Here is a 17,734-nt window from a genome sequence, read left to right as displayed (position 1 = left end):
GCGTTCCTCAGGAGGTGTGGTCGGGCCAGGGGATGTCGGTGGCGACCGGGGCGGTGTAGTCGATGCCGGGCACCGAGAAGCCGTAGAGGCGGCGGACCTCGGCGCGGAACCAGTCGAGGTCGGCCAGGGCGGCGATGGTCGCCGTGGTGGCGCTCTCCCAGCGGGCCGAGACGGCGGCCTGGACGTCGTCGCTCAGTTCGAAGGTGTCCAGGCGGACCCGGCCCTCGTCGTCCAGGGCGAGCGGGGCGGTGCCGGTGAGCTGGTCCCACAGGGCGGCGAGTTGGTGGATCGGCGGGACGAGGCCGCCCCCGAGGACGCCGCGCAGCAGGCCGGTGTAGAGGGCGATGCCGGGGATCGCGGTGGAGGACTGGGTGACGGCGGCGCCGTTGACGGAGGTCACGGCCCGCCCGCCCACCGTCCTGCCGAGCCGCGCGTCGAGGGTGCGGGCGGTGGCCTCCAGGTGGGCCTTGGCCGCGCCGATGGTGCCCTGCCGGTAGATCGCCGCCGTCAGCGACGAGCCGATGTAGGAGAGCGCGGCGGTGCTGAACCCCTCGGCGAGCAGCCCCCGCCCGGCGAGGTGGTCGATCCAGCGTTCCCAGTCGGCGCCGCCCATCACGGCCACGGTCTGTGCCACGTCGTCGCCCTCGGCCGGCCCGGTCTCGACCTCGCGGACCTCGGGCACGCCGTCCTCGTCGAAGACCAGGGTCTTGGTGCGGTTCACCCCGCCGATCGGCTTGAGGACCGAGGCGTAGGTGGCGCCGGTCTCCGGGTCGGTACGCCGGGGCGCGGCCACCGAGTAGATCAGGTGGTCCAGTCGGCCGCCGAACCGCTGCTCGACGAGATCGGCGACCTGCTCCTTCATCGCGTCGGAGAACGCGTCACCGTTGAGGAAGACCATGTCCCGCCCGGCGGCACGGGCCAGGTCGGCGGTGGCGGCGGTGCGGTACCAGCCGGCCGTCGCGGTGCGGCGTGCGGTGGGGGCCTTCTCGAAGGACACGCCGATACCGCGGATACCCGCCCGCTTGAGACCGGCGAGCGTGGCCGCCAGACCGTACCCGGCGGAGGAACCGATGACCAGCGCCACCGGCCCGTGGCCCTCCGGCGGAGCGGCCGGGGCGGGGCAGGCCTGCCACATGTCGGCCACCAACTGCCCGCACCCGGCCGGGTGGGAGTCGAGAAAGAGGAAACCCCGGTTGCGGGGAGTGAGAACACGCTCGTTCACGATGGCAGTCCTTGGGTCGGCCGTGACAGGAGCACGGCGGCCGACCGGGCCACCGCGCCCTGCCAGTCTGTTCCAGGTCGCATGCGGGCCGTGGGCTCTGCCAGGAACAATGATCGCGAGACGATCTTGGAGTGTTTCCACCATGTACGGCCGGGCGAGGAGCGGCCCCGACCTGCCGGCCAGGGCCGCTCGGGGGGAGTTCCGCGCTCGCGCCCGGTGGTCCCGGCGGGACCGGGTGGACGTTCTCGGGCAGCGCTCGGTGGACCGGTCAGTCCTGCGACCGGCCGACCGGGAGCGGCTCCCCGCCACCGGACACCACGGCCTCCGACTCCCACGCGGCGTGGACGCCGCTCTCCCCGCCGGCGGCGGCCGGCTCCTCCTCGGAAGGGTTCGGAGCCCGTGACCAGCGGCCGGCCAGGAGCGTGCCGGCGATCAGCTGGAGCTGGTGGTACACCATCAACGGCATCACCAGCAGCCCGGCCTGCGGTCCGAACAGGACGGTCGCCATCGGCAGGCCGTTCGCCAGGCTCTTCTGTGAGCCGCAGAGGAGGGCCGCGATGCCGGACGCCCGGTCGAGCCCCAGCAGGCGGGCGCCGAGCCCGGTGAGGGCGAGGGTGGTGGCGAGCAGGGCGAGCAGCACCGCCAGCAGGCCGAGCAGGGCGATGGGGGTGGTCATGCTCCAGATGCCCTGGGCCACCGCCGCGCTGAAGGCGGTGTAGACGACGAGCAGGATCGAGCCCCGGTCCACCGGGGTGAGGAGGCGTTTGTACCTGGTGAGGAACCCGCCGATCCTCGGGCGCAGCGCCTGCCCGAGGAGGAACGGCGCGAGCAGTTGCGCACCGATCCGCAGCAGGCCGTCGGCGGACAGGGCGGTGTGGGCGCCCAGCAACCAGGCGGCCAGCAGCGGCGTGAGGAGCAGGCCGGCGAGGCTGGAGTAGGTGCCCGCGCAGATGGCAGCCGGGACGTTGCCGCGAGCGGCGCCGGTGAGCGCCACCGAGGACTGCACCGTCGACGGGACGAGGCAGAGGAACAGCACGCCGGTCTGCAACTGCTCGGTGAGCGGACGGGGTGTCAGGGCGGCGGTGGCGAGCCCGAGCAGGGGGAAGAGGACGAAGGTGCAGGCCAGAACCAGGCCGTGCAGCCGGAGGTGGCGCAGCCCGGCCAGCGTCTCGCGGGCGGAGAGCCGGGCCCCGTACAGGAAGAAGAGCAACCCGACCGCGAGGTCGCAGGCCAGCTCGGCCCCCCGGGCGGCCCGACCGGTGGCGGGCAGCAAGGTGGCGAGCAGGACGGTGCCCGCCAGCGCCGCCACGTACGGGTCGAGCCCGCGCAGCCGGAGCCCGCGTCGCGCCGGACCGGGCCCGGGCGGCGCGGCCGCCGCGGCCGGCCCCGCACTCGGGCCCGCTGCCACGGCCTCCGGGCCGTCCGGCCCCGCAGCAGCCGGATCCGGCGGACCGGGCGGGCCCGACGAACCTTGCTGACCCGGCGTACCCGGCGGGCCGGCACCGGGCCCATGAGCCCGGTGCCGGAGCCCGCCGCTCATTCGTCGCTCCCTGCCGACGAGTCGACCGCGGTGACCGGCGCGATCCCCAGCACCGTGCCCACCAGGGCATTGGCCGGCCCCTGGTCACTGCCCGCCGTGCCCTGTCCGGACTGGAGGTTGCCCGACTTGTCGATCTCCAGGAGCGAGTCGGTGCTCACCAGCGAGTCCGAGTGGGAGTTGTCGATCACGGTGATCAGGCCGCCGCCCGCCACCGCGGGCGAGGCGGCCCCACCGAGCAGAACGCAGGCGCCGAACAGAGCGGCGGCGGCCGGGCGCCACAGGGCCGGATGCCACAGGGCCCGACGCCTCGGAGATACCTCCCCGGCCGACACCGGTGCGCGATTCGGTGCCGGCCCGCGCGGGACCGCACGGCCCCGCCGCGAACCGCCCGACGCCGAGCCCCCCGACGCCGAGCCCCCCGACGCCGAGCCCCCCGACGCCGAGCCGCCCCACGCCGGGCCCGGCCGCGCCCCGCCGCGCGATGCGGACGTCACGCTCCTACCGCCTCGCGCCGGCGCGGGCGGGCGATGTTCCGCTCCAGCAACTCGGTGGACTCCCGGACCCCGATCTGGGGGCTGTCCTCGGCGGGGGCCGGGAGTCGGCCGTCGGCCACCTTCAGCCTGGCCAGCGCCTCGTCCATCGCGCGGTGCGCCGCGAACAGGCAGGGGGTGCTGTAGATGGCGACGTCGACGCCGAGCTCGCCCAGCTCGGAGAGCGAGAGCCGGGGGGACTTGCCACCGGCGATCTGGTTGAACAGCAGTGGCTTGTCCCCCACGACCCGCCGGATCCGGCGGATCCACTCCTCGCTGCGCACTCCGTCCACCAGGACGATGTCGGCGTCGGTGGCCGCGAGCGCCTCGGCCCGCAGCAGGATGTCACTCTCCTCGGTGGCATCCGTCCGGGCCACCACCACGAGGTCGGTGCGGGCGGCGAGGACCTGGTCGAGCTTCTCCAGGTACTCCTCCAGCGGCAGGACCTGCTTGCCGTCGGCGTGACCGCAGCGGCGGGGGCGCTTCTGGTCCTCCAGGATGACGCCGGAGGCGCCGATCCGCTCCAGCCTGCGCACCACGTGGCAGGCCACCTCCGGATCGACGTAGCCGTCGTCGATGTCGACCAGGAGGTGGTGCTGCGGGAACGCGCCGCGCAGCCGCTCGACGAAGGCCACCATGTCGGGCCAGGCGATGAACCCGATGTCCGGCAGGCCGTAGTAGGACGCCGCGAAGCCGAAGCCCGAGACGAACATGCCGTTGTAGTGCTCGGCCGCGATCGAGGCCGAGTACATGTCGTAGACGCCGATGAGCGGGGTCGTCCCCTGGGCCGCGACGTCCTCGCGGAGGCGCTGCCCGTAGCCCGGCGCCGTGTCTTCGTGAAGCATTGCCTTCTCCTCACCTGCCGAGGTGGGGCGCGGCGCGGCGGGCGGCGGGACCGGCTGACAGCCGGCTACCGCCCGGGCGCGACGCGCACCGGACTTTGCCTGAACTTGGCCATCACTAGGGCCAAATGAGGCACTCTCACTATGCGACCTTTAATGTTCCGTGGGCAAATCTTTAAAGGAAGTTCCCCCGTGTGAGTGATGCGCAGTCATATCAATTCGGAATGGCGTAGGAGAATCCGCCGTGGGCGCGCAGGGCACCCCGGTGCCCGGCCTCCGGATCCCGGCCGGCCGCTCCGCGCCCCCTGGGGCCGTGTCGGTCCTGACCGCCGGTCAGGCGTCGGCCTCGCCGGTCAGGCGTCGGCCTCGCCGAGCCTCAGCCACCCGCCGACGACGTACCAGTGGCCGCCCGCGCGCAGGTGGTCCACCAGGGCCCGCTGGAGCGGGGTGTCCCGGGGCAGCGACTCCAGCGGCCGGCCGCTGTCGCCGAAGACGTAGCGGAGCGGGTTGTCGTCCGCCGGCTCGCCCGGCGGGCGCAGCGGGGTGAACCGTTTCTGGAACCGGACGATGTTGGAGTCCTCCGGCAGGTGGCGGCGGAGCTGAGGGTCCAGCAGCCAGGAGGAGATGAACGCCGTCGCGTACGGCTCGGTGGGGAAGTGCCGGGCGAAGAAGTCGCGGGCCCGGGCCAGCGCACGGTCGCAGGCCTCGGCGGAGAGCGGGCCGCTGTGGTCGGGGATGTGCAACTGCAGGCTCCACGGGCCGAACCCGGCCGCGGCCGCCGATTCGGCGTCCGCCCCGGTGAGCCGCTTGCGCTGGAACTGGAGCCGGCCGAGCTGGTACAGCTCGCCCCGGAAGTGCAGGGTCAGCCAGGAGGGGTTGCCCAGCCCGCCGGGGTGGCCCCGCCAACGGCTCACCACCAGCTGCCGGCCGAGGTCGGCCAGGGTGCTCCTGGTCACCGCCGGGCCGATCCCGAGGGCGCGGTGGTACGCCCGGGCGTGCGGGGCGAGGGCGACGAAGAGCAGGGTCAGGAGGTGGCCGTCGGCCTCGAACCCCGCCGGCCGGCTGCCATGGAGACCGGACGGCCGGCCGAGCGTCCCGACCGCCGCCACCTGCTCGCGCAGGGCCTCGTCGAACGCGGCCCGCAGCCCGCCGTCCCGGGCCAGCCGGGTGCGCGCGGCCAGGACGGCGTTCACCTCCTCGAACGGGACGGCGAGTTCGAGCAGCGCCTCGGGCAGCTGCTCCGCGTCCGGCAGCGTGACCGGCTCCAACGCGACCTCCTCAGGGCCCGGCGGCGACCCGCCGACCCTATCGGTGCGGTGCGGTGCAGCGCGGTGCCGCCGCCGAGTCCGGGGGGCCCAAGCGCGGGCCGGGCGCGGGCCGGGGGCGGGCCGAGGGAGGGCCGGGGCTCAGCGCAGCAGCGCGAACACCACGGCGCAGACACCGCCGAGCGCCGTCCCGGCGAGCACCTGCGCGGCCGTGTGGGCCTTCAGCACCAGCCGCGACCAGCCCACCGCCACCGGCGCGGCCGCCGCGACCGGCAGCGCCGCCGGGCCGAACGCCAGCACCAGGATCATCGCGGTGCCCCCGGCCACGGCGTTGTGCAGGGATATCTGCCACCAGAGCGTGACGGCGAGCGCCGACACCAGTCCGGCCAGCATCGCCACGACCAGGGCGGCGACCTCCGCCGGGGCGTCCAGCGCGTACAGCAGGGCCACGCCCGCCACCACCGACAGCAGGCTGGCGGCCATCGGGACGACGCGCTGGCGGCGGACCCGGATGTGCTTGTCGGTCAGCGCGCCGCGCCGCACCCCGAGGGCGATGACGCCGAGCGGCACCACGCCGCAGAACAGCGCGGCCAGCAGGCCCCAGCCGGCCCCGGACCAGCCCTCGGTGCTGTGCGCGCCGACGAGCAGCAGCAGGGCGATGACCAGATGGGCGGGCGCCAGCGATTCGGTGAGGACCCGCGCGACCCGTTCGCGTGGTGAGGAGGTGGCGAAGGCCGGCGGCTCGGGAGGCAGGAAGACGCTCATCCGGGCAGCTCGGAGGGGGTCGGCGCGGTGGTCCGGTGCATCGCGACAGCCTACCGAGCGGGATCGACGCCATCCGCCCGGCCCCGGCGGGAGGGGCGGCCGGCCCTGCCCGTCCCGGCCGGGGGCCGCCCGGCCCTCCCCGCGAACGCCGACGAGGGACCAGCCGGCGCGGGATCAGCCGGTACGGACCACCGGCCGGCCCGCGCGGCGGTCGCGCAGCGCCTGGAGCAGCCGCCTGGTCGCGCGGGTGGCGACCGGCGGCAGCAGGTCCAGCGCCAGGCGCCGCGGGGCCGAGCGGTGCGCCTGGGCCGCGCCCGGCTTGACCGCGTACTTCAGCCGCACCACCCGCGCACCGGCGATGGCGTCCTCGTCCACCGTGTAGCCGCCGGCCCGCCAGTCCCGGCCGAGCAGCACCCGCTGGAGTTCCTCGGCGTCCCCCCAAGTCCCGTAGAACTTCATGGGGGTGAGCAGCACGGGCCGCAGTCCGCCGGTGAACACCGCCTGCCAGACGGCCGCCGAGACGCCCGGGGTGTGCTCCGAGCGGTAGTCGTCGAGCGCGACCAGCCCGTTCTCGCCCAGTGCCGCCCGGGCGACCTCGATGTCCCCGGCCACGTGCTCGTAGAGGTGCGAGGCGTCGATGTGGACGAAGCGGCAACTGCCGTCCGGGATCCGGCGGTCGGCCAGTACCGAGGTGGGGGCCTGCACGATGACCGGCAACCGCGGGTGGAACGTGAGGTAGTTGGCCTCGAAGGCGCTCCTGGTCAGGGTCTTGCGGTAGGACATCGTCATCTCGGCGGCGTTGTCGGCGTCGCCCGCCTCGGAGTCGAACAGGTCGCAGACGGTCAGCTGCTCGCCGGGCCGGAGGTGGTCCCCGAGCAGGACGGCGCTCCGGCCGAGGTAGGTGCCCAGTTCGAGGATGTCGCCGGTGTGCCCGGCCGCGCTCTGTTCGGTGAGGAAGTGGGCGAAGGCCTCCTGGTCGACCTTGAAGAACCAGCCGGGGATGCCGTCGCGCGTCAGCTGCTGCGGGCGGGCGGTTCCGGTGTCGGCAGTGGGCACGGCGGCCTCCAGGGGTGCGGGCATGGCCCGGCGCGTACGGTTCACCCCGCGGCGGCGCCATGGTGTGAGGCGGATCATCATAGCGACGACACGCCCCAGTTGCGCCAGGCCCGGAACAGGAATCGGCGGACCGTTTCGCACCCTTGTCCGGGCACCCGAGCACGCCCCGGGCGACCGCGGGCGGCGGCCCTTCCGTGCCCCTCCCACCGCCCGCCTCAGGACGCCCGGCCGCCCTCCAGGTCGGCGATCGTCCCGGCCAGCCAGGCCCGTTCGGCGGCGCCGGACGCGCGGGCGACCAGCAGCATGCCGCGCCGGAACGGGCTGGACTCCTGCTCGGCCGCGACCGGCCGGCCCTGCGCGTCGTAGAAGAAGCTGCTCGGCGCCTCCAGGAACGCCAGCCGGCGCCGCAGGACCGCGGCCTGCGCGACCGGGTCGGTGAGGCGGTCGAGGAAGGCGGCCACGGTGAAGAAGCGGATCTGGTCGGAGATCTCGGCCTCGGCCGGGTCGGCCAACCGGCGCTCCAGTTCGGCCCGGCCCGCCGCGGTGAGCTCCAGGACCTGCCGCGGCGCGGCACCGCTGCCGGGCTCACTGCGGCGCGCCAGCAGTCCGGCCTTCTCCAGACGGGCGATGGCGGGGTAGAGCGCGCCGTCGCTGACCGGCCGGGCGTGGCCGGTCAGGCCGGTGATCCGTGACTTCAACTCGTAGCCGTGCAGCGGCTCGTCGTACAGGAAGCCGAGGATCGCGAGGGTGAGCACCGGTGAAGCCCTTCCGTCGTCGCACGCGCGGTTCGGGCGTCATGGTACCTCTTGCCGATGTGCCTCTAAACGATGTATCTCTGTTCGAGACACCAAGAGGGCGGCCGAGCGCTGCCGACGGAACCGGGGGGGCGACGTGCGAGGACATCTGCCGAGGCTGATCGGATTGGCAGGGCCGGTCTACGCCGGACTCCTGTCCGGGGTGATCGCCTCGGTCATCAGCACGTACTGGGTCGGCGGGCTCGGCGCGCCCGCCGTCGCCGCCGTCACCCTCGCGGGCACCGTCGAGAACCTGCTGCTGGGCCTGGTCCTGGTGGTCGCCTCCGGCACCACCGTCCGGATCTCGCACGCCGTCGGCGCCGGGGACCGCGCGGCGGCCGGCCGGACCGCGCGGGCGGCCTGGCGGCTCTGCGCCCTCGGCAGCCTGCTGCTCGCCGTCCCCGGCTTCCTGCTGCGCCACCCGATCGCGGACGCCTTCCTGGACGGCCCCGCCGCCGGACTCGCCGCGGACTACTTCGCGATCGCCTTCCCCGCCGTCGGAATCTTCTTCGGTCAACGGGTGGCCGACGAGCTCTTCAAGGGCACCGGCGACACCCGGACGCCGATGCGGCTCGCCCTGCTGACCAACGCCCTGCTGCTCCTCCTCGACCCGCTGCTGATCCTCGGACCCGGACCGTTCCCGGCGCTCGGCGTGACGGGCGCGGCGCTCGCCCTGACCACCGCGCGCGCCCTCACCTTCGCCGTCACGCTGCTGCTCCGGCGCCGGCGCCGCCGGGGGGCGCCCCCGGCGGGCGGGCTCCTGCCGGAGGCCCGCCGGATCGTCTCCGCCGGAGCCTCGTTCGGCCTCGACTTCACCGCCCGGATGGGCGTCGGCACGGTGCAGCTCGCCCTGGTCGCGTCCTTCGGCGTACCGGCGGTCGCCGGCTACGGCGTGGGCTACCGCGTGATGCTGGTCGTGACCATGGCCTTCTACGCCGTTCGGCAGGCCGCCGCCATCGAGGCGGCCCGGCTGACCGGCGCGGGCGACACGGCGGGGCTGCGCACCCTGGGCCGTGACACCGCCCGGCTGGCCGGCACCCTCGGCGCGGGCGCCGCCGTCCTCTGCGCGGCGCTCGCGGTGCCGGTGACCGCGCTCTTCACCCGGGACGACGCGGTCGCCGCCCAGGCCGTCGGCTACCTGCGGATGGCCGGGCTCTACGTACTGCCCTACGCCCTGGTGGTGACCCTCGGCGGCGTGCTCCAGGCCACCGGCGCGGGCCGCCGCCTGGTGACGGCCAGCCTGCTCGGACTCGGCGTCCAACTCGCCGCCGGTGTGGCCCTGTCGGTGCCGCTCGGGGTGAACGGCCTCTGGACCGGCATGGCGGTGGGCGCGCTGACCCAGCTGATCCTGATGCGCCTGCCGGCCCCGAACCGCCGCCGAACCCCCGGGCCGGTGGGCGAGCCCGCCGAGCCGGTCGGCGCGGCCGAACCCGCCGGGCAGACCCCGCTTCGGGCCATGCCGGAGTGACGCCCACCCCGATGCGCGAGCGCGTGACCGGTCTCTACGGCGCAGCGCCGTCCATCGAGTACGTGGAGATCGCCGAAATCGTCGACAACTCGACGGCGTGAAGCGATCGACGGGCCCGAGGGCACCGACCGGGAGGACGTACGCCCTTGCGGGGGAGTGACCGGTTCAGTGCCCCGGCCACGTCGCCTCCACCACCCCCGCCGCCCGGGCCCGGGTCGGGAGGCGGGTGGCGAGCAGGACGCCGACCGCTGCCGTGGCCGCGAGGACGAGCAGGGCCGGGCCCATGGCGGTCACGAGCGGACGGCCGGCGGTGAGGGTGGTCGCGGCGGCGGTCCCCAGGGCCGGGCCGATGTTCATCACGGTCTGCTGGAGCCCTCCGGCGACGCCCGCGTCCGCCACCGAGGCGTCGCGGACGAGGGCGGCCGTCGCGGTGACCATCACCGCCCCGAACCCGCTGCCCAGCAGGAGGAAGCTGCCGCCGATCGCGACGGCCCCGGTGGACTCGTCGAACCGGGCCGCGAGCAGGGTGCCGAGCGTGAGCAGCAGCATCCCGGCCCCGGCGGTGGCCCGGGCCCCGTGGCGGCGCATCAGCACCGCGGCGGCCGGGGCGGCGGCGACCATCGTGACGGCCAGCGGCAGTGCCCGGACGCCGGACCGGAACGGGTCCAGCCCGAGCACGTCCTGGAGGAAGTAGGTGGCCAGGAACAGCGTCCCGAAGAGCGCCGCGGACGCGGTCAGCAGCACCCCGAGCGAGGACGCGACGGTGGGCGAGGCGAACACCCGCGGCGGCAGCAACGGGTGTGCGGCGCGACGCTGTTGGTGGACGAAGGCGGTGCCGAGCAGGGCCGCGGCGAGCAGGCCGAACGCCGTGGCGGCCGGCCGGCCGTGCTCGGGTACCCCGACGAGCGTGTGCACCAGGCAGACCAGCGCCGCCGCGAGCAGGGCGGCGCCCGGCAGGTCGAGCGCGCGCAGGGCGCCGGTGGACCGGTCGGCGGGTGGCTGCGGAATCCGCACGGCCAGCGCGGCGAGCCCGGCCGCGACGGCGGGCAGGACGGTGAGGAAGAAGACCGCCCGCCAGCCCAGTTGGGCGGTCAGCGCCCCGCCGACGACCGGTCCGGCGGCAGCCGCCAGGCCGATCGCGCTGGTGCGCAGGGCGATCGGCATCGCGAGCCGGTCGGCCGGGTAGGCCGCGCGCAGCATGCCCAGGGTGGCGGGCTGCAGCAGCGCGCCCGCCACGCCCTGGGCGACGCGCAGGCCGATCACGCCACCGATGCCGGGCGCCAGGCCGATCCCGGCCGAGGCGGCGGCGAAGCCCAGCACGCCCACGGCGAAGACGCGTTGGTGGCCGTAGCGGTCACCCAGCCGGCCGGCGAAGACCAGCAGACTCGCCACCGCGATCAGGTAGGCGGTGCTGGTCCACTGGACGGCGGTGAAGGAGGCGTTCAGGTCGTGCTGCATGGCGGGCCGGGCGACGGTGAGGACGGTGCCGTCCAGGGCCACGATCGAGGCGCCGGTGATGCTCCCGGCGAGGGTGAGGCGTCGGCGGGCGGGCGTTTTCACCGTGCCTCCGGGCCCAGGTGGGCGGCCAGGGCGGCGTGCAGCAGCGGCTCGATGTCGTCGCTGCCGGTGGCGAGTCGGAGGCTGCCCCAGGCGCGGAGCTGGGCGAGCCCGTGCAGGTTGGCCCAGAGTGCGGCTGCCGCCGCCGCGGGCTCCGCGCCGCTCGGTGGCCGCACCTCGGTGACCAGGGTGGTGAAGGTCCGGAAGAGCGGGAGGCTGGTCTGCCGCAGGCCGATGCCGCTGCCCTCCAGCAGGTCGTGGCGGAACATCAGCTCGAACATGCCGGGCTGGGCGGCGGCGAAGCCGAGGTAGCCGCGGGCGAGTGCGGCGAGCCGTTCGCGCGGGCCCGGGCCCGCGCCGGCCGTCGCCCGGGTGAGGTCGGCGGCCAGCTCGTCGAAGCCGTGCCGGGCGATGGCGGACAGCAGCTCGACGTGGGTGGCGAAGTAGCGGCGCGGCGCGCCGTGCGAGACGCCGGCCTGGCGGGCGATCTCGCGCAGCGAGAGCGCGTGGACGCCCTGGGATGTCACCAGTTCCACGCCGGCCGCCACGAGCCGGGCGCGCAGGCCCGAGTCCTGATCGTTCATAGACACTGTCTACCAGGGTCGAGTAGACAGTGTCTACTCGCCGTCGCGGGAGTGGACGGGCAGAATCGGCGGTATGGACGAAGGCGGCGAACCGGCGTGCTGGCTGGACCGGGTCTGCCCGGAGTGCGGCCGGCTGCGCGAGCGGGCCGGGCGGCAGCCCTGCGAGGACTGCGGTGCGGTGCCGGACCCCGAGCCCGGCCGCCGGTCCGGGTCGGCCCGGGAGCCCGGCCCCGGGGCGGACCGGTCCGACTGATCCGCCCCGGGGCCCGGCCTCAGCGCGGCAGCCCGTTGGCCGGCTGCTCCTGCGCGAGCCCGTCCTGCGCGAACCCGTCCTGAACGAGCTCCGCCGGTTCCGGCCGCTCCAACGTGATCGCCTCCGGCACGGCGGCGGCGTCGCTCGCCCCGGCGCCGGGCAGCCGTTCGGCGCCCGGCGTGGCCCGGGCCGCCGGAGTCCAGCGCCCGCGCAGCGCCCCGAGGCGCTCCACCGCGGGCTGGGTGTACCGGGCCGCGAGCGGGCCGGTGACCACCAGGATCAGCACGTACGCGGTGGCGAACGGCCCGAGTTCGGGCTCGATCCCCGCGGTGACGGCCAGACCGGCGATGACGATGGAGAACTCCCCGCGCGAGACCAGCGCGCCGCCGGCCCGCCAGCGGCCGCGTTCGCCGATCCCGGCCCGGCGGGCGGCCCAGTACCCCGTCGCCACCTTGGTGAGCGCGGTGACCACGGCCAGCAGCAGCGCGGGCAGCAGGACGGGCGGGATGCTCGTCGGATCCGTGCTGAGCCCGAAGAAGACGAAGAAGACCGCCGCGAAGAGGTCCCGCAACGGGCTGAGCAGGGTGTGCGCGCCCTCGGCGGCCTCGCCGGAGAGGGCGATGCCGACCAGGAACGCCCCGACCGCGGCGGACACCTGGAGCTGCTGCGCGAGGCCGGCCACCAGCAGGGTCAGTCCGAGGACGACCAGCAGCAGCTTCTCCGGATCGTCGTGCGAGACGAACTTCGAGATCACCCGGCCGTAGCGGAGCGCGACGAAGAGCACGGCGCCCGCGGTGGCGAGCGCGATGGCGAGGGTGAGCGAGCCGGCGAGCAGGCCGGCGCCGGCCAGCAGCGCGGTCAGGATCGGCAGGTAGACGGCCATCGCGAGGTCCTCCAGCACCAGGATGCTGAGGATCACCGGGGTCTCCCGGTTGCCGAGCCGGCCGAGGTCGCCGAGCACCTTGGCGATCACCCCGGAGGAGGAGATCCAGGTGACGCCGGCCAGTACCACGGCGGCGACCGGGCCCCAGCCGAGGAGCAGGGCGGCGGCCGCGCCGGGCAGTGCGTTGAGCACGAAGTCGACGGCGCCGGCCGGGTACTGGGCCTTGAGGTTGGTCACCAGGTCGGCGGCGGTGTACTCCAGACCCAGCATCAGCAGCAGCAGGACGACGCCGATCTCGGCGCCGGTGGCCACGAACTCCTCACTGGCGCTGAGCGGCAGCAGGCCGCCCTTGCCGAAGGCCAGTCCGCCGAGCAGGTAGAGCGGGATGGGCGAGAACCCGTACCGGCCGGCTATTCGGCCGAGCAGGCCGAGGACCAGGATGACCGAGCCGAGTTCGATGAAGACGCTTGCGGTGTGCATCCGATCACTCCCTGCCCAGGATCGCGGCGGCGGCGTCCACGCCCTCGCGGGTGCCGATCACGATCAGGATGTCCCCGCCGGCCAGCCGGAAGTCGGGGGTCGGGGAGGGCACGGCGCCGGTGCGGCGCAGCACGGCGACGATCGAGGCGCCGGTCTCGGTGCGCATCCGGGTCTCGCCGAGCAGCCGGCCGTTCCAGTGCGAGGCGCCCTCGACGGGGAGGCGTTCGGCGACCAGGCCCAGGTCGGTGGTGTGCAGCAGGCCCGGGTTGTGGTGAGCGGGCGTCAGGGCGTCGACCAGGGCGGTGGACTCCTCGGCCGTCAGCCGGAACGCCTGGGCGCAGGCGTCGGGGTCGTCCGAGCGGTAGACGTTGAGGCTGCGTGAGCCGTCCCGGTGGGCGATGACGGACAGGTGCCGTTGTTCTCGGGTGGTGAGGTCGTACTGGACGCCGACGCCGGGCAGGGGAGTGGTCCGGACACGGGGGATCGACACGGCGGCTGTCCTCTCGTCAGGGCTTCCCGCTGGCGTGCGCGACGTCCGCCGGAACAGGGCCGGCCGTCCGCCGGAACTGGGCCGGCCGGGCGGGGCGGCCGCTCACCCGGACGGGTGAACGGCGCCGCGCCGTGTGCGACACGCGGAAGCGCTACCGTGCCAATGGTAATGACTGTGTAAAGCCCTCCTGGTGGGAGGGTCCCCGCGAGGGTCCGTACGGTCCGAGGGGAGTGCTCGTCCGGCCGTGGACGCGCGGTACCCCGGCCGGGTGCGCGCGTGGTGGCGCTCACCCGGCCGGGGTACCGGACCCGTGTGTCCGGACTGCGTCGGCGGGCTACTGGGGAGGCTGGTCGCGGAACTGGTCCTTGACCTTGTCCTGGGCCGTGTCGACGTGGCCGCTGTACTTGCCCTGGGTCCGTTGGTCGACGGTGTCACCGGCCTTGTCGACGGCCTTGTCCGCCTGGTCCTCGTGGCCCTTCAGCATCTGCTTGATCTTGTCGATCATGGACATTCGGTCACCCTCCTGGATGAGACGGCCCCTTCCCTCCAGGATCGCCGCGGCGCCGGATGTCCGCATCCGGTCAGCTTTCGCGGCAGGGTTGGCAAGGTGGCCCGGGGCATGTCAAATCGGGATCTCCATGGACTCTCGGAAGGACCTGCCGTGAATGCTCGGACCCGCCGCCCGACCGTCTCACCCCGCCCGGGCGCTGCCCGCACCACCCGGGTCGCGAGCTCCGCGCTGGCGGTCGCGGCCCTGGTGACCCCGCTGCTGCTGGTCGGCGCCGGGAGCGCCGCGGCCGCACCGGACCCGGGCCGCAAGGGAGCCAAGCTGGCCGCCCGGCTCGTCGAGGAGAGCAGTGCGGGCAGTGCCCGCCGGACGCTGGCCGCGCTGCAGCGGATCGCGGACCGCAACGGCGGCAACCGGGTGGCGGGCTCGCGCGGCCACGACGAGTCGGCGCGCTACGTCTACGAGCAGGCCCGCCAGGCCGGTCTGAAGGTGTCGAAGCAGGAATTCGAGTACACCTTCTTCCAGGCCCTCGCGCAGAAACTGACGGTGGTGTCCCCCCAGGCCGAGGACGTACCGGTGATCGCCATGACGTACTCCGTCGGCGGCCCGGCGGCCGGGCTGACCGCCCCGCTCGCGGTCGTCCCGGCGGACGACACCACCGGCTGCGAGGCGGGGGACTACGCGGCCGGCGCGTTCACCGGCCGGATCGCGCTGATCAAGCGCGGCGGCTGCAGCTTCGCCGTCAAGGCGGCCGCGGCGGCGGACGCCGGTGCGACCGGCGTCCTCGTCTACAACAACGCCGCCGGCGACCTCAACGGCACCCTCGGGGAGCCGACCGCCGGCCGCGTCCCGACCGGCGGGATCAGCAGGGCGGCGGGCGAGGCGCTGGTCGCCAAGGCCGCCGCCGGGCCGGTCACCGTGGGCCTGGACATCCGTACCCTCATGGAGAAGCGCAAGACCTGGAACGTCATCGCCGAGACCCGCGGCGGCGACCCGGCGAACACCGTCGTCATCGGCTCCCACCTGGACTCCGTGGTGGCGGGCCCGGGCATCAACGACAACGGCTCCGGCTCGGCGGGCGTCCTGGAGGTGGCGAAGAACCTCGGCGACCGGCCGGTCAGGAACAAGGTCAGGTTCGCCTGGTGGTCGGCCGAGGAGTTCGGCCTCAAGGGATCCGAGGCCTACGTGGCGTCACTCTCCGAGGCCGAGCAGAAGAAGATCAAGCTCTATCTGAACTTCGACATGATCGCCTCGCCCAACTCCGCCCAGTTCGTCTACGACGGCGACGACTCCGACCACGTCGGCTCCGGCCCCGGCCCGGACGGCTCGGCGCAACTGGAGCGGCGCATCACCGACTACCTGGACCGCCGGGGCCTGCCGCACGAGGGCACCGACTTCACCGGCCGCTCCGACTACGGCCCGTTCATCGACGCGGGGATCCCGGCGGGCGGCACCGACACCGGCGCCGAGGTGATCAAGTCCGCGGCGCAGGCGGCGCGTTACGGCGGCACGGCCGGGGTGGCGTTCGACCCGTGCTACCACAAGGCCTGCGACAACCTGGGCAACCTCGACCTGAAGGCCTTCGACGTCAACATCGACGTGATCGCCGACGCCGTCGGCACCTACGCCTGGGACCTCTCCTCGCTGCACGCGCCGGTGGCGCCGCAGCACACCGAGGGCCAGGCCGGCAGCGGTGGCGGCCTCCACGAGGGCCACACCCACGAGGTCTCGGCCTGACCGCCCGGGGCCCCGCCACCGGGCGGGGCCCCGGCGCCGCTCCGTTCCCCGCCGTTCCCCGCTGCGCCGCGCCCTTTCCCCGTCGCGCTCCCGGGCCGCACCCGGACGGCGGCCGATCGGCCGGGGCCGATGAGTGCGCCGCCCGGGCTCCTGACACCATGGCACCGAGATCACGTCACCGTGACACCCTCGGAGGAGTCAGCATCATGAGCACGCACTACGACGTCGTCGTCCTCGGCGCGGGTCCCGGCGGCTACACCGCCGCCGTCCGGGCCGCCCAGCTGGGCCTGCGGACCGCCGTCATCGAGGCCAAGTACTGGGGCGGGGTCTGTCTCAACGTCGGCTGCATCCCCTCCAAGGCCCTGCTGCGCAACGCCGAGCTGGCGCACATCTTCACCAAGGAGGCCAAGACCTTCGGCATCAAGGTCGAGGGCACGGTGAGCTTCGACTTCGGCGAGGCGTTCCGCCGCAGCCGGACCGTCGCCGACGGCCGGGTCAAGGGCGTCCACTACCTGATGAAGAAGAACGGCATCACCGAGTACGACGGCCGGGGCACCTTCGTCGACGACCGGACCCTCCAGGTCGCGCTGAGCGGCGGCGGCTTCGAGGTCGTCACCTTCGACCACTGCATCATCGCGGCCGGCGCCACCACCCGGCTGCTCCCCGGCACCAGCCTCAGCGAGCGCGTGGTCACCTACGAGGAGCAGATCCTCACCGAGGAGCTGCCGGGCAGCATCATCATCGCGGGCGCCGGCGCGATCGGCGTCGAGTTCGCGTACGTGCTGCACAACTACGGTGTGAAGGTCACCATCGTCGAGTTCCTCGACCGGATGGTGCCGCTGGAGGACGCCGAGGTCTCCGCCGAGCTCGGCAAGCAGTACCGCAAGCTCGGCATCGAGGTGCTCACCTCGACCCGGGTGGAGTCGATCGACGACAGCGACCCGGCCGCCAAGGTCAGGGTCACCGTCACCCGCGACGGTCAGCAGCAGGTGCTGGAGGCCGACAAGGTGCTCCAGGCGATCGGCTTCGCGCCCCGGGTGAACGGCTACGGCCTGGAGAACACCGGGGTGAAGCTCACCGACCGCGGCGCGATCGACGTCGACGGCCGGGGCCGCACCAGCGTCGACCACATCTTCGCGATCGGTGACGTGACGGCCAAGCTGATGCTGGCCCACGCGGCCGAGTCGATGGGTGTGATCGCCGCCGAGACCATCGGCGGGGCCGAGACCATGGAGCTCGACTTCGTGATGATCCCGCGCGCCACCTACTGCCAGCCGCAGATCGCCAGCTTCGGGTACACCGAGGCGCAGGCCCGCGAGCAGGGGTACGACGTCAAGGTCGCCAAGTTCCCGTTCACCGCCAACGGCAAGGCGCACGGGCTCGGCCACCCGATCGGCTTCGTCAAGGTGATCAGCGACGGCAAGCACGGCGAGCTGCTGGGCGCCCACCTGATCGGCCCCGAGGTCACCGAGCTGCTGCCGGAGCTGACGCTGGCCCAGCAGTGGGACCTCACCGTGCACGAGGTGGCCCGCAACGTGCACGCCCACCCGACGCTCGGCGAGGCGGTCAAGGAGGCCGTCCACGGTCTGGCCGGGCACATGATCAACATGTGACACGGGCCCGCCCGGGGCCACGGTCAGGACCGCGGTCAGGGGTGCCGGGCGGGCGGGCGGCGTCGACCAGCGCGTACTGCTGCTGCGACATCCCGAGCCCGTCGATGAAGGACTTGTCGATCTTCAGGATCGAGATCGGGAACTCCC

The 17,734-nt window shown here is 74.3% G+C and carries 17 protein-coding genes; 4 read left to right on the top strand and 13 right to left on the bottom strand.

Annotated features, from left to right (window positions below):
• Positions 1 to 7 precede the first annotated feature (7 nt).
• The 8 genes from fabV to ABT263_RS34465 form a co-directional block, all read right to left on the bottom strand.
• Positions 8 to 1,222 (bottom strand): enoyl-[acyl-carrier-protein] reductase FabV, encoded by a 1,215-nt coding sequence (fabV, locus tag ABT263_RS34500; RefSeq protein WP_352296777.1) that lies wholly within the window; start codon positions 1,220 to 1,222, stop codon positions 8 to 10.
• Between the two features lie 268 nt (positions 1,223 to 1,490).
• On the bottom strand, positions 1,491 to 2,552 hold the full coding sequence (locus tag ABT263_RS34495; RefSeq protein WP_352296811.1) for a bile acid:sodium symporter family protein: 1,062 nt from the start codon (positions 2,550 to 2,552) through the stop codon (positions 1,491 to 1,493).
• 206 nt (positions 2,553 to 2,758) lie between these two features.
• Positions 2,759 to 3,094 (bottom strand): hypothetical protein, encoded by a 336-nt coding sequence (locus ABT263_RS34490; protein WP_352296775.1) that lies wholly within the window; start codon positions 3,092 to 3,094, stop codon positions 2,759 to 2,761.
• Between the two features lie 158 nt (positions 3,095 to 3,252).
• Positions 3,253 to 4,137, bottom strand: a complete 885-nt coding sequence (locus ABT263_RS34485) for an isocitrate lyase/PEP mutase family protein (RefSeq protein ID WP_352296772.1) — start codon at positions 4,135 to 4,137, stop codon at positions 3,253 to 3,255.
• Positions 4,138 to 4,487: 350 nt separating this feature from the next.
• Positions 4,488 to 5,402, bottom strand: coding sequence for an acyltransferase domain-containing protein (locus ABT263_RS34480; RefSeq protein WP_352296770.1), 915 nt, complete (start codon positions 5,400 to 5,402; stop codon positions 4,488 to 4,490).
• 138 nt (positions 5,403 to 5,540) lie between these two features.
• Positions 5,541 to 6,164 (bottom strand): hypothetical protein, encoded by a 624-nt coding sequence (locus tag ABT263_RS34475; RefSeq protein ID WP_352296767.1) that lies wholly within the window; start codon positions 6,162 to 6,164, stop codon positions 5,541 to 5,543.
• 174 nt (positions 6,165 to 6,338) lie between these two features.
• Positions 6,339 to 7,244: a class I SAM-dependent methyltransferase gene (locus ABT263_RS34470; RefSeq protein WP_352296764.1), complete on the bottom strand. Its 906-nt coding sequence runs from the start codon at positions 7,242 to 7,244 to the stop codon at positions 6,339 to 6,341.
• Positions 7,245 to 7,435: 191 nt separating this feature from the next.
• Complete coding sequence (locus ABT263_RS34465; protein WP_352296761.1) at positions 7,436 to 7,975, bottom strand: PadR family transcriptional regulator; 540 nt, start codon at positions 7,973 to 7,975, stop codon at positions 7,436 to 7,438.
• Positions 7,976 to 8,141: 166 nt separating this feature from the next.
• Between ABT263_RS34465 and ABT263_RS34460 the strand changes: the two genes are divergently transcribed.
• On the top strand, positions 8,142 to 9,482 hold the full coding sequence (locus tag ABT263_RS34460; RefSeq protein WP_352296757.1) for an MATE family efflux transporter: 1,341 nt from the start codon (positions 8,142 to 8,144) through the stop codon (positions 9,480 to 9,482).
• Between the two features lie 165 nt (positions 9,483 to 9,647).
• On the opposite strand, the gene ABT263_RS34455 is transcribed toward ABT263_RS34460, so the two are convergent.
• Positions 9,648 to 11,042 carry an MFS transporter gene (locus ABT263_RS34455; protein WP_352296755.1) on the bottom strand — a complete coding sequence of 465 codons (1,395 nt, stop codon included), beginning with the start codon at positions 11,040 to 11,042 and terminating at the stop codon, positions 9,648 to 9,650.
• Positions 11,039 to 11,623 (bottom strand): TetR/AcrR family transcriptional regulator, encoded by a 585-nt coding sequence (locus ABT263_RS34450; protein WP_352296753.1) that lies wholly within the window; start codon positions 11,621 to 11,623, stop codon positions 11,039 to 11,041. Before ABT263_RS34450 ends, ABT263_RS34455 begins: the two co-directional genes overlap by 4 nt.
• Positions 11,624 to 11,696: 73 nt before the next feature.
• Between ABT263_RS34450 and ABT263_RS34445 the strand changes: the two genes are divergently transcribed.
• Positions 11,697 to 11,876, top strand: coding sequence for a hypothetical protein (locus ABT263_RS34445; protein ID WP_352296750.1), 180 nt, complete (start codon positions 11,697 to 11,699; stop codon positions 11,874 to 11,876).
• A gap of 19 nt (positions 11,877 to 11,895) precedes the next feature.
• On the opposite strand, the gene ABT263_RS34440 is transcribed toward ABT263_RS34445, so the two are convergent.
• From ABT263_RS34440 to ABT263_RS34430, 3 genes are all read right to left on the bottom strand, one after another.
• Entirely contained in the window at positions 11,896 to 13,239 is a 1,344-nt protein-coding gene (locus ABT263_RS34440; protein ID WP_352296748.1) for a cation:proton antiporter, read from the bottom strand.
• Positions 13,240 to 13,243: 4 nt separating this feature from the next.
• Positions 13,244 to 13,729 carry a cation:proton antiporter regulatory subunit gene (locus ABT263_RS34435; RefSeq protein ID WP_352296745.1) on the bottom strand — a complete coding sequence of 162 codons (486 nt, stop codon included), beginning with the start codon at positions 13,727 to 13,729 and terminating at the stop codon, positions 13,244 to 13,246.
• A 334-nt stretch (positions 13,730 to 14,063) separates the two neighbouring features.
• The gene (locus tag ABT263_RS34430) at positions 14,064 to 14,240 is read right to left on the bottom strand and encodes an antitoxin (RefSeq protein ID WP_352296742.1); all 177 of its coding nucleotides are present in this window, start codon (positions 14,238 to 14,240) and stop codon (positions 14,064 to 14,066) included.
• A gap of 228 nt (positions 14,241 to 14,468) precedes the next feature.
• Here ABT263_RS34430 and ABT263_RS34425 point away from each other — a divergent pair, with 228 nt between their 5' ends.
• Together ABT263_RS34425 and lpdA are read left to right on the top strand one after the other, a co-directional pair.
• Complete coding sequence (locus ABT263_RS34425; RefSeq protein WP_502885911.1) at positions 14,469 to 15,974, top strand: M28 family metallopeptidase; 1,506 nt, start codon at positions 14,469 to 14,471, stop codon at positions 15,972 to 15,974.
• Between the two features lie 206 nt (positions 15,975 to 16,180).
• Positions 16,181 to 17,587, top strand: a complete 1,407-nt coding sequence (gene lpdA / locus ABT263_RS34420; RefSeq protein ID WP_352296740.1) for a dihydrolipoyl dehydrogenase — start codon at positions 16,181 to 16,183, stop codon at positions 17,585 to 17,587.
• Positions 17,588 to 17,734: the final 147 nt, after the last annotated feature.

It is taken from the genome of Kitasatospora sp. NPDC001603, assembly GCF_040298365.1.
In the GTDB taxonomy this organism is placed as follows: Bacteria; Actinomycetota; Actinomycetes; order Streptomycetales; family Streptomycetaceae; genus Kitasatospora.
The sequence above is the reverse complement of the archived record's forward strand: the minus strand, read 5'-3'. Positions and strand labels throughout refer to the sequence as shown.

Excerpts from the sequence above, each read along its gene's own strand:
- ABT263_RS34470 (WP_352296764.1), bottom strand. The coding sequence starts at position 7,244 with ATGCCCGCACCCCTGGAGGCCGCCGTGCCCACTGCCGACACCGGAACC.
- ABT263_RS34450 (WP_352296753.1), bottom strand. The coding sequence starts at position 11,623 with ATGAACGATCAGGACTCGGGCCTGCGCGCCCGGCTCGTGGCGGCCGGC.
- ABT263_RS34475 (WP_352296767.1), bottom strand. The coding sequence starts at position 6,164 with ATGAGCGTCTTCCTGCCTCCCGAGCCGCCGGCCTTCGCCACCTCCTCA.
- ABT263_RS34440 (WP_352296748.1), bottom strand. The coding sequence starts at position 13,239 with ATGCACACCGCAAGCGTCTTCATCGAACTCGGCTCGGTCATCCTGGTC.
- ABT263_RS34430 (WP_352296742.1), bottom strand. The coding sequence starts at position 14,240 with ATGTCCATGATCGACAAGATCAAGCAGATGCTGAAGGGCCACGAGGAC.
- ABT263_RS34485 (WP_352296772.1), bottom strand. The coding sequence starts at position 4,137 with ATGCTTCACGAAGACACGGCGCCGGGCTACGGGCAGCGCCTCCGCGAG.
- lpdA (WP_352296740.1), top strand. The coding sequence starts at position 16,181 with ATGAGCACGCACTACGACGTCGTCGTCCTCGGCGCGGGTCCCGGCGGC.
- ABT263_RS34445 (WP_352296750.1), top strand. The coding sequence starts at position 11,697 with ATGGACGAAGGCGGCGAACCGGCGTGCTGGCTGGACCGGGTCTGCCCG.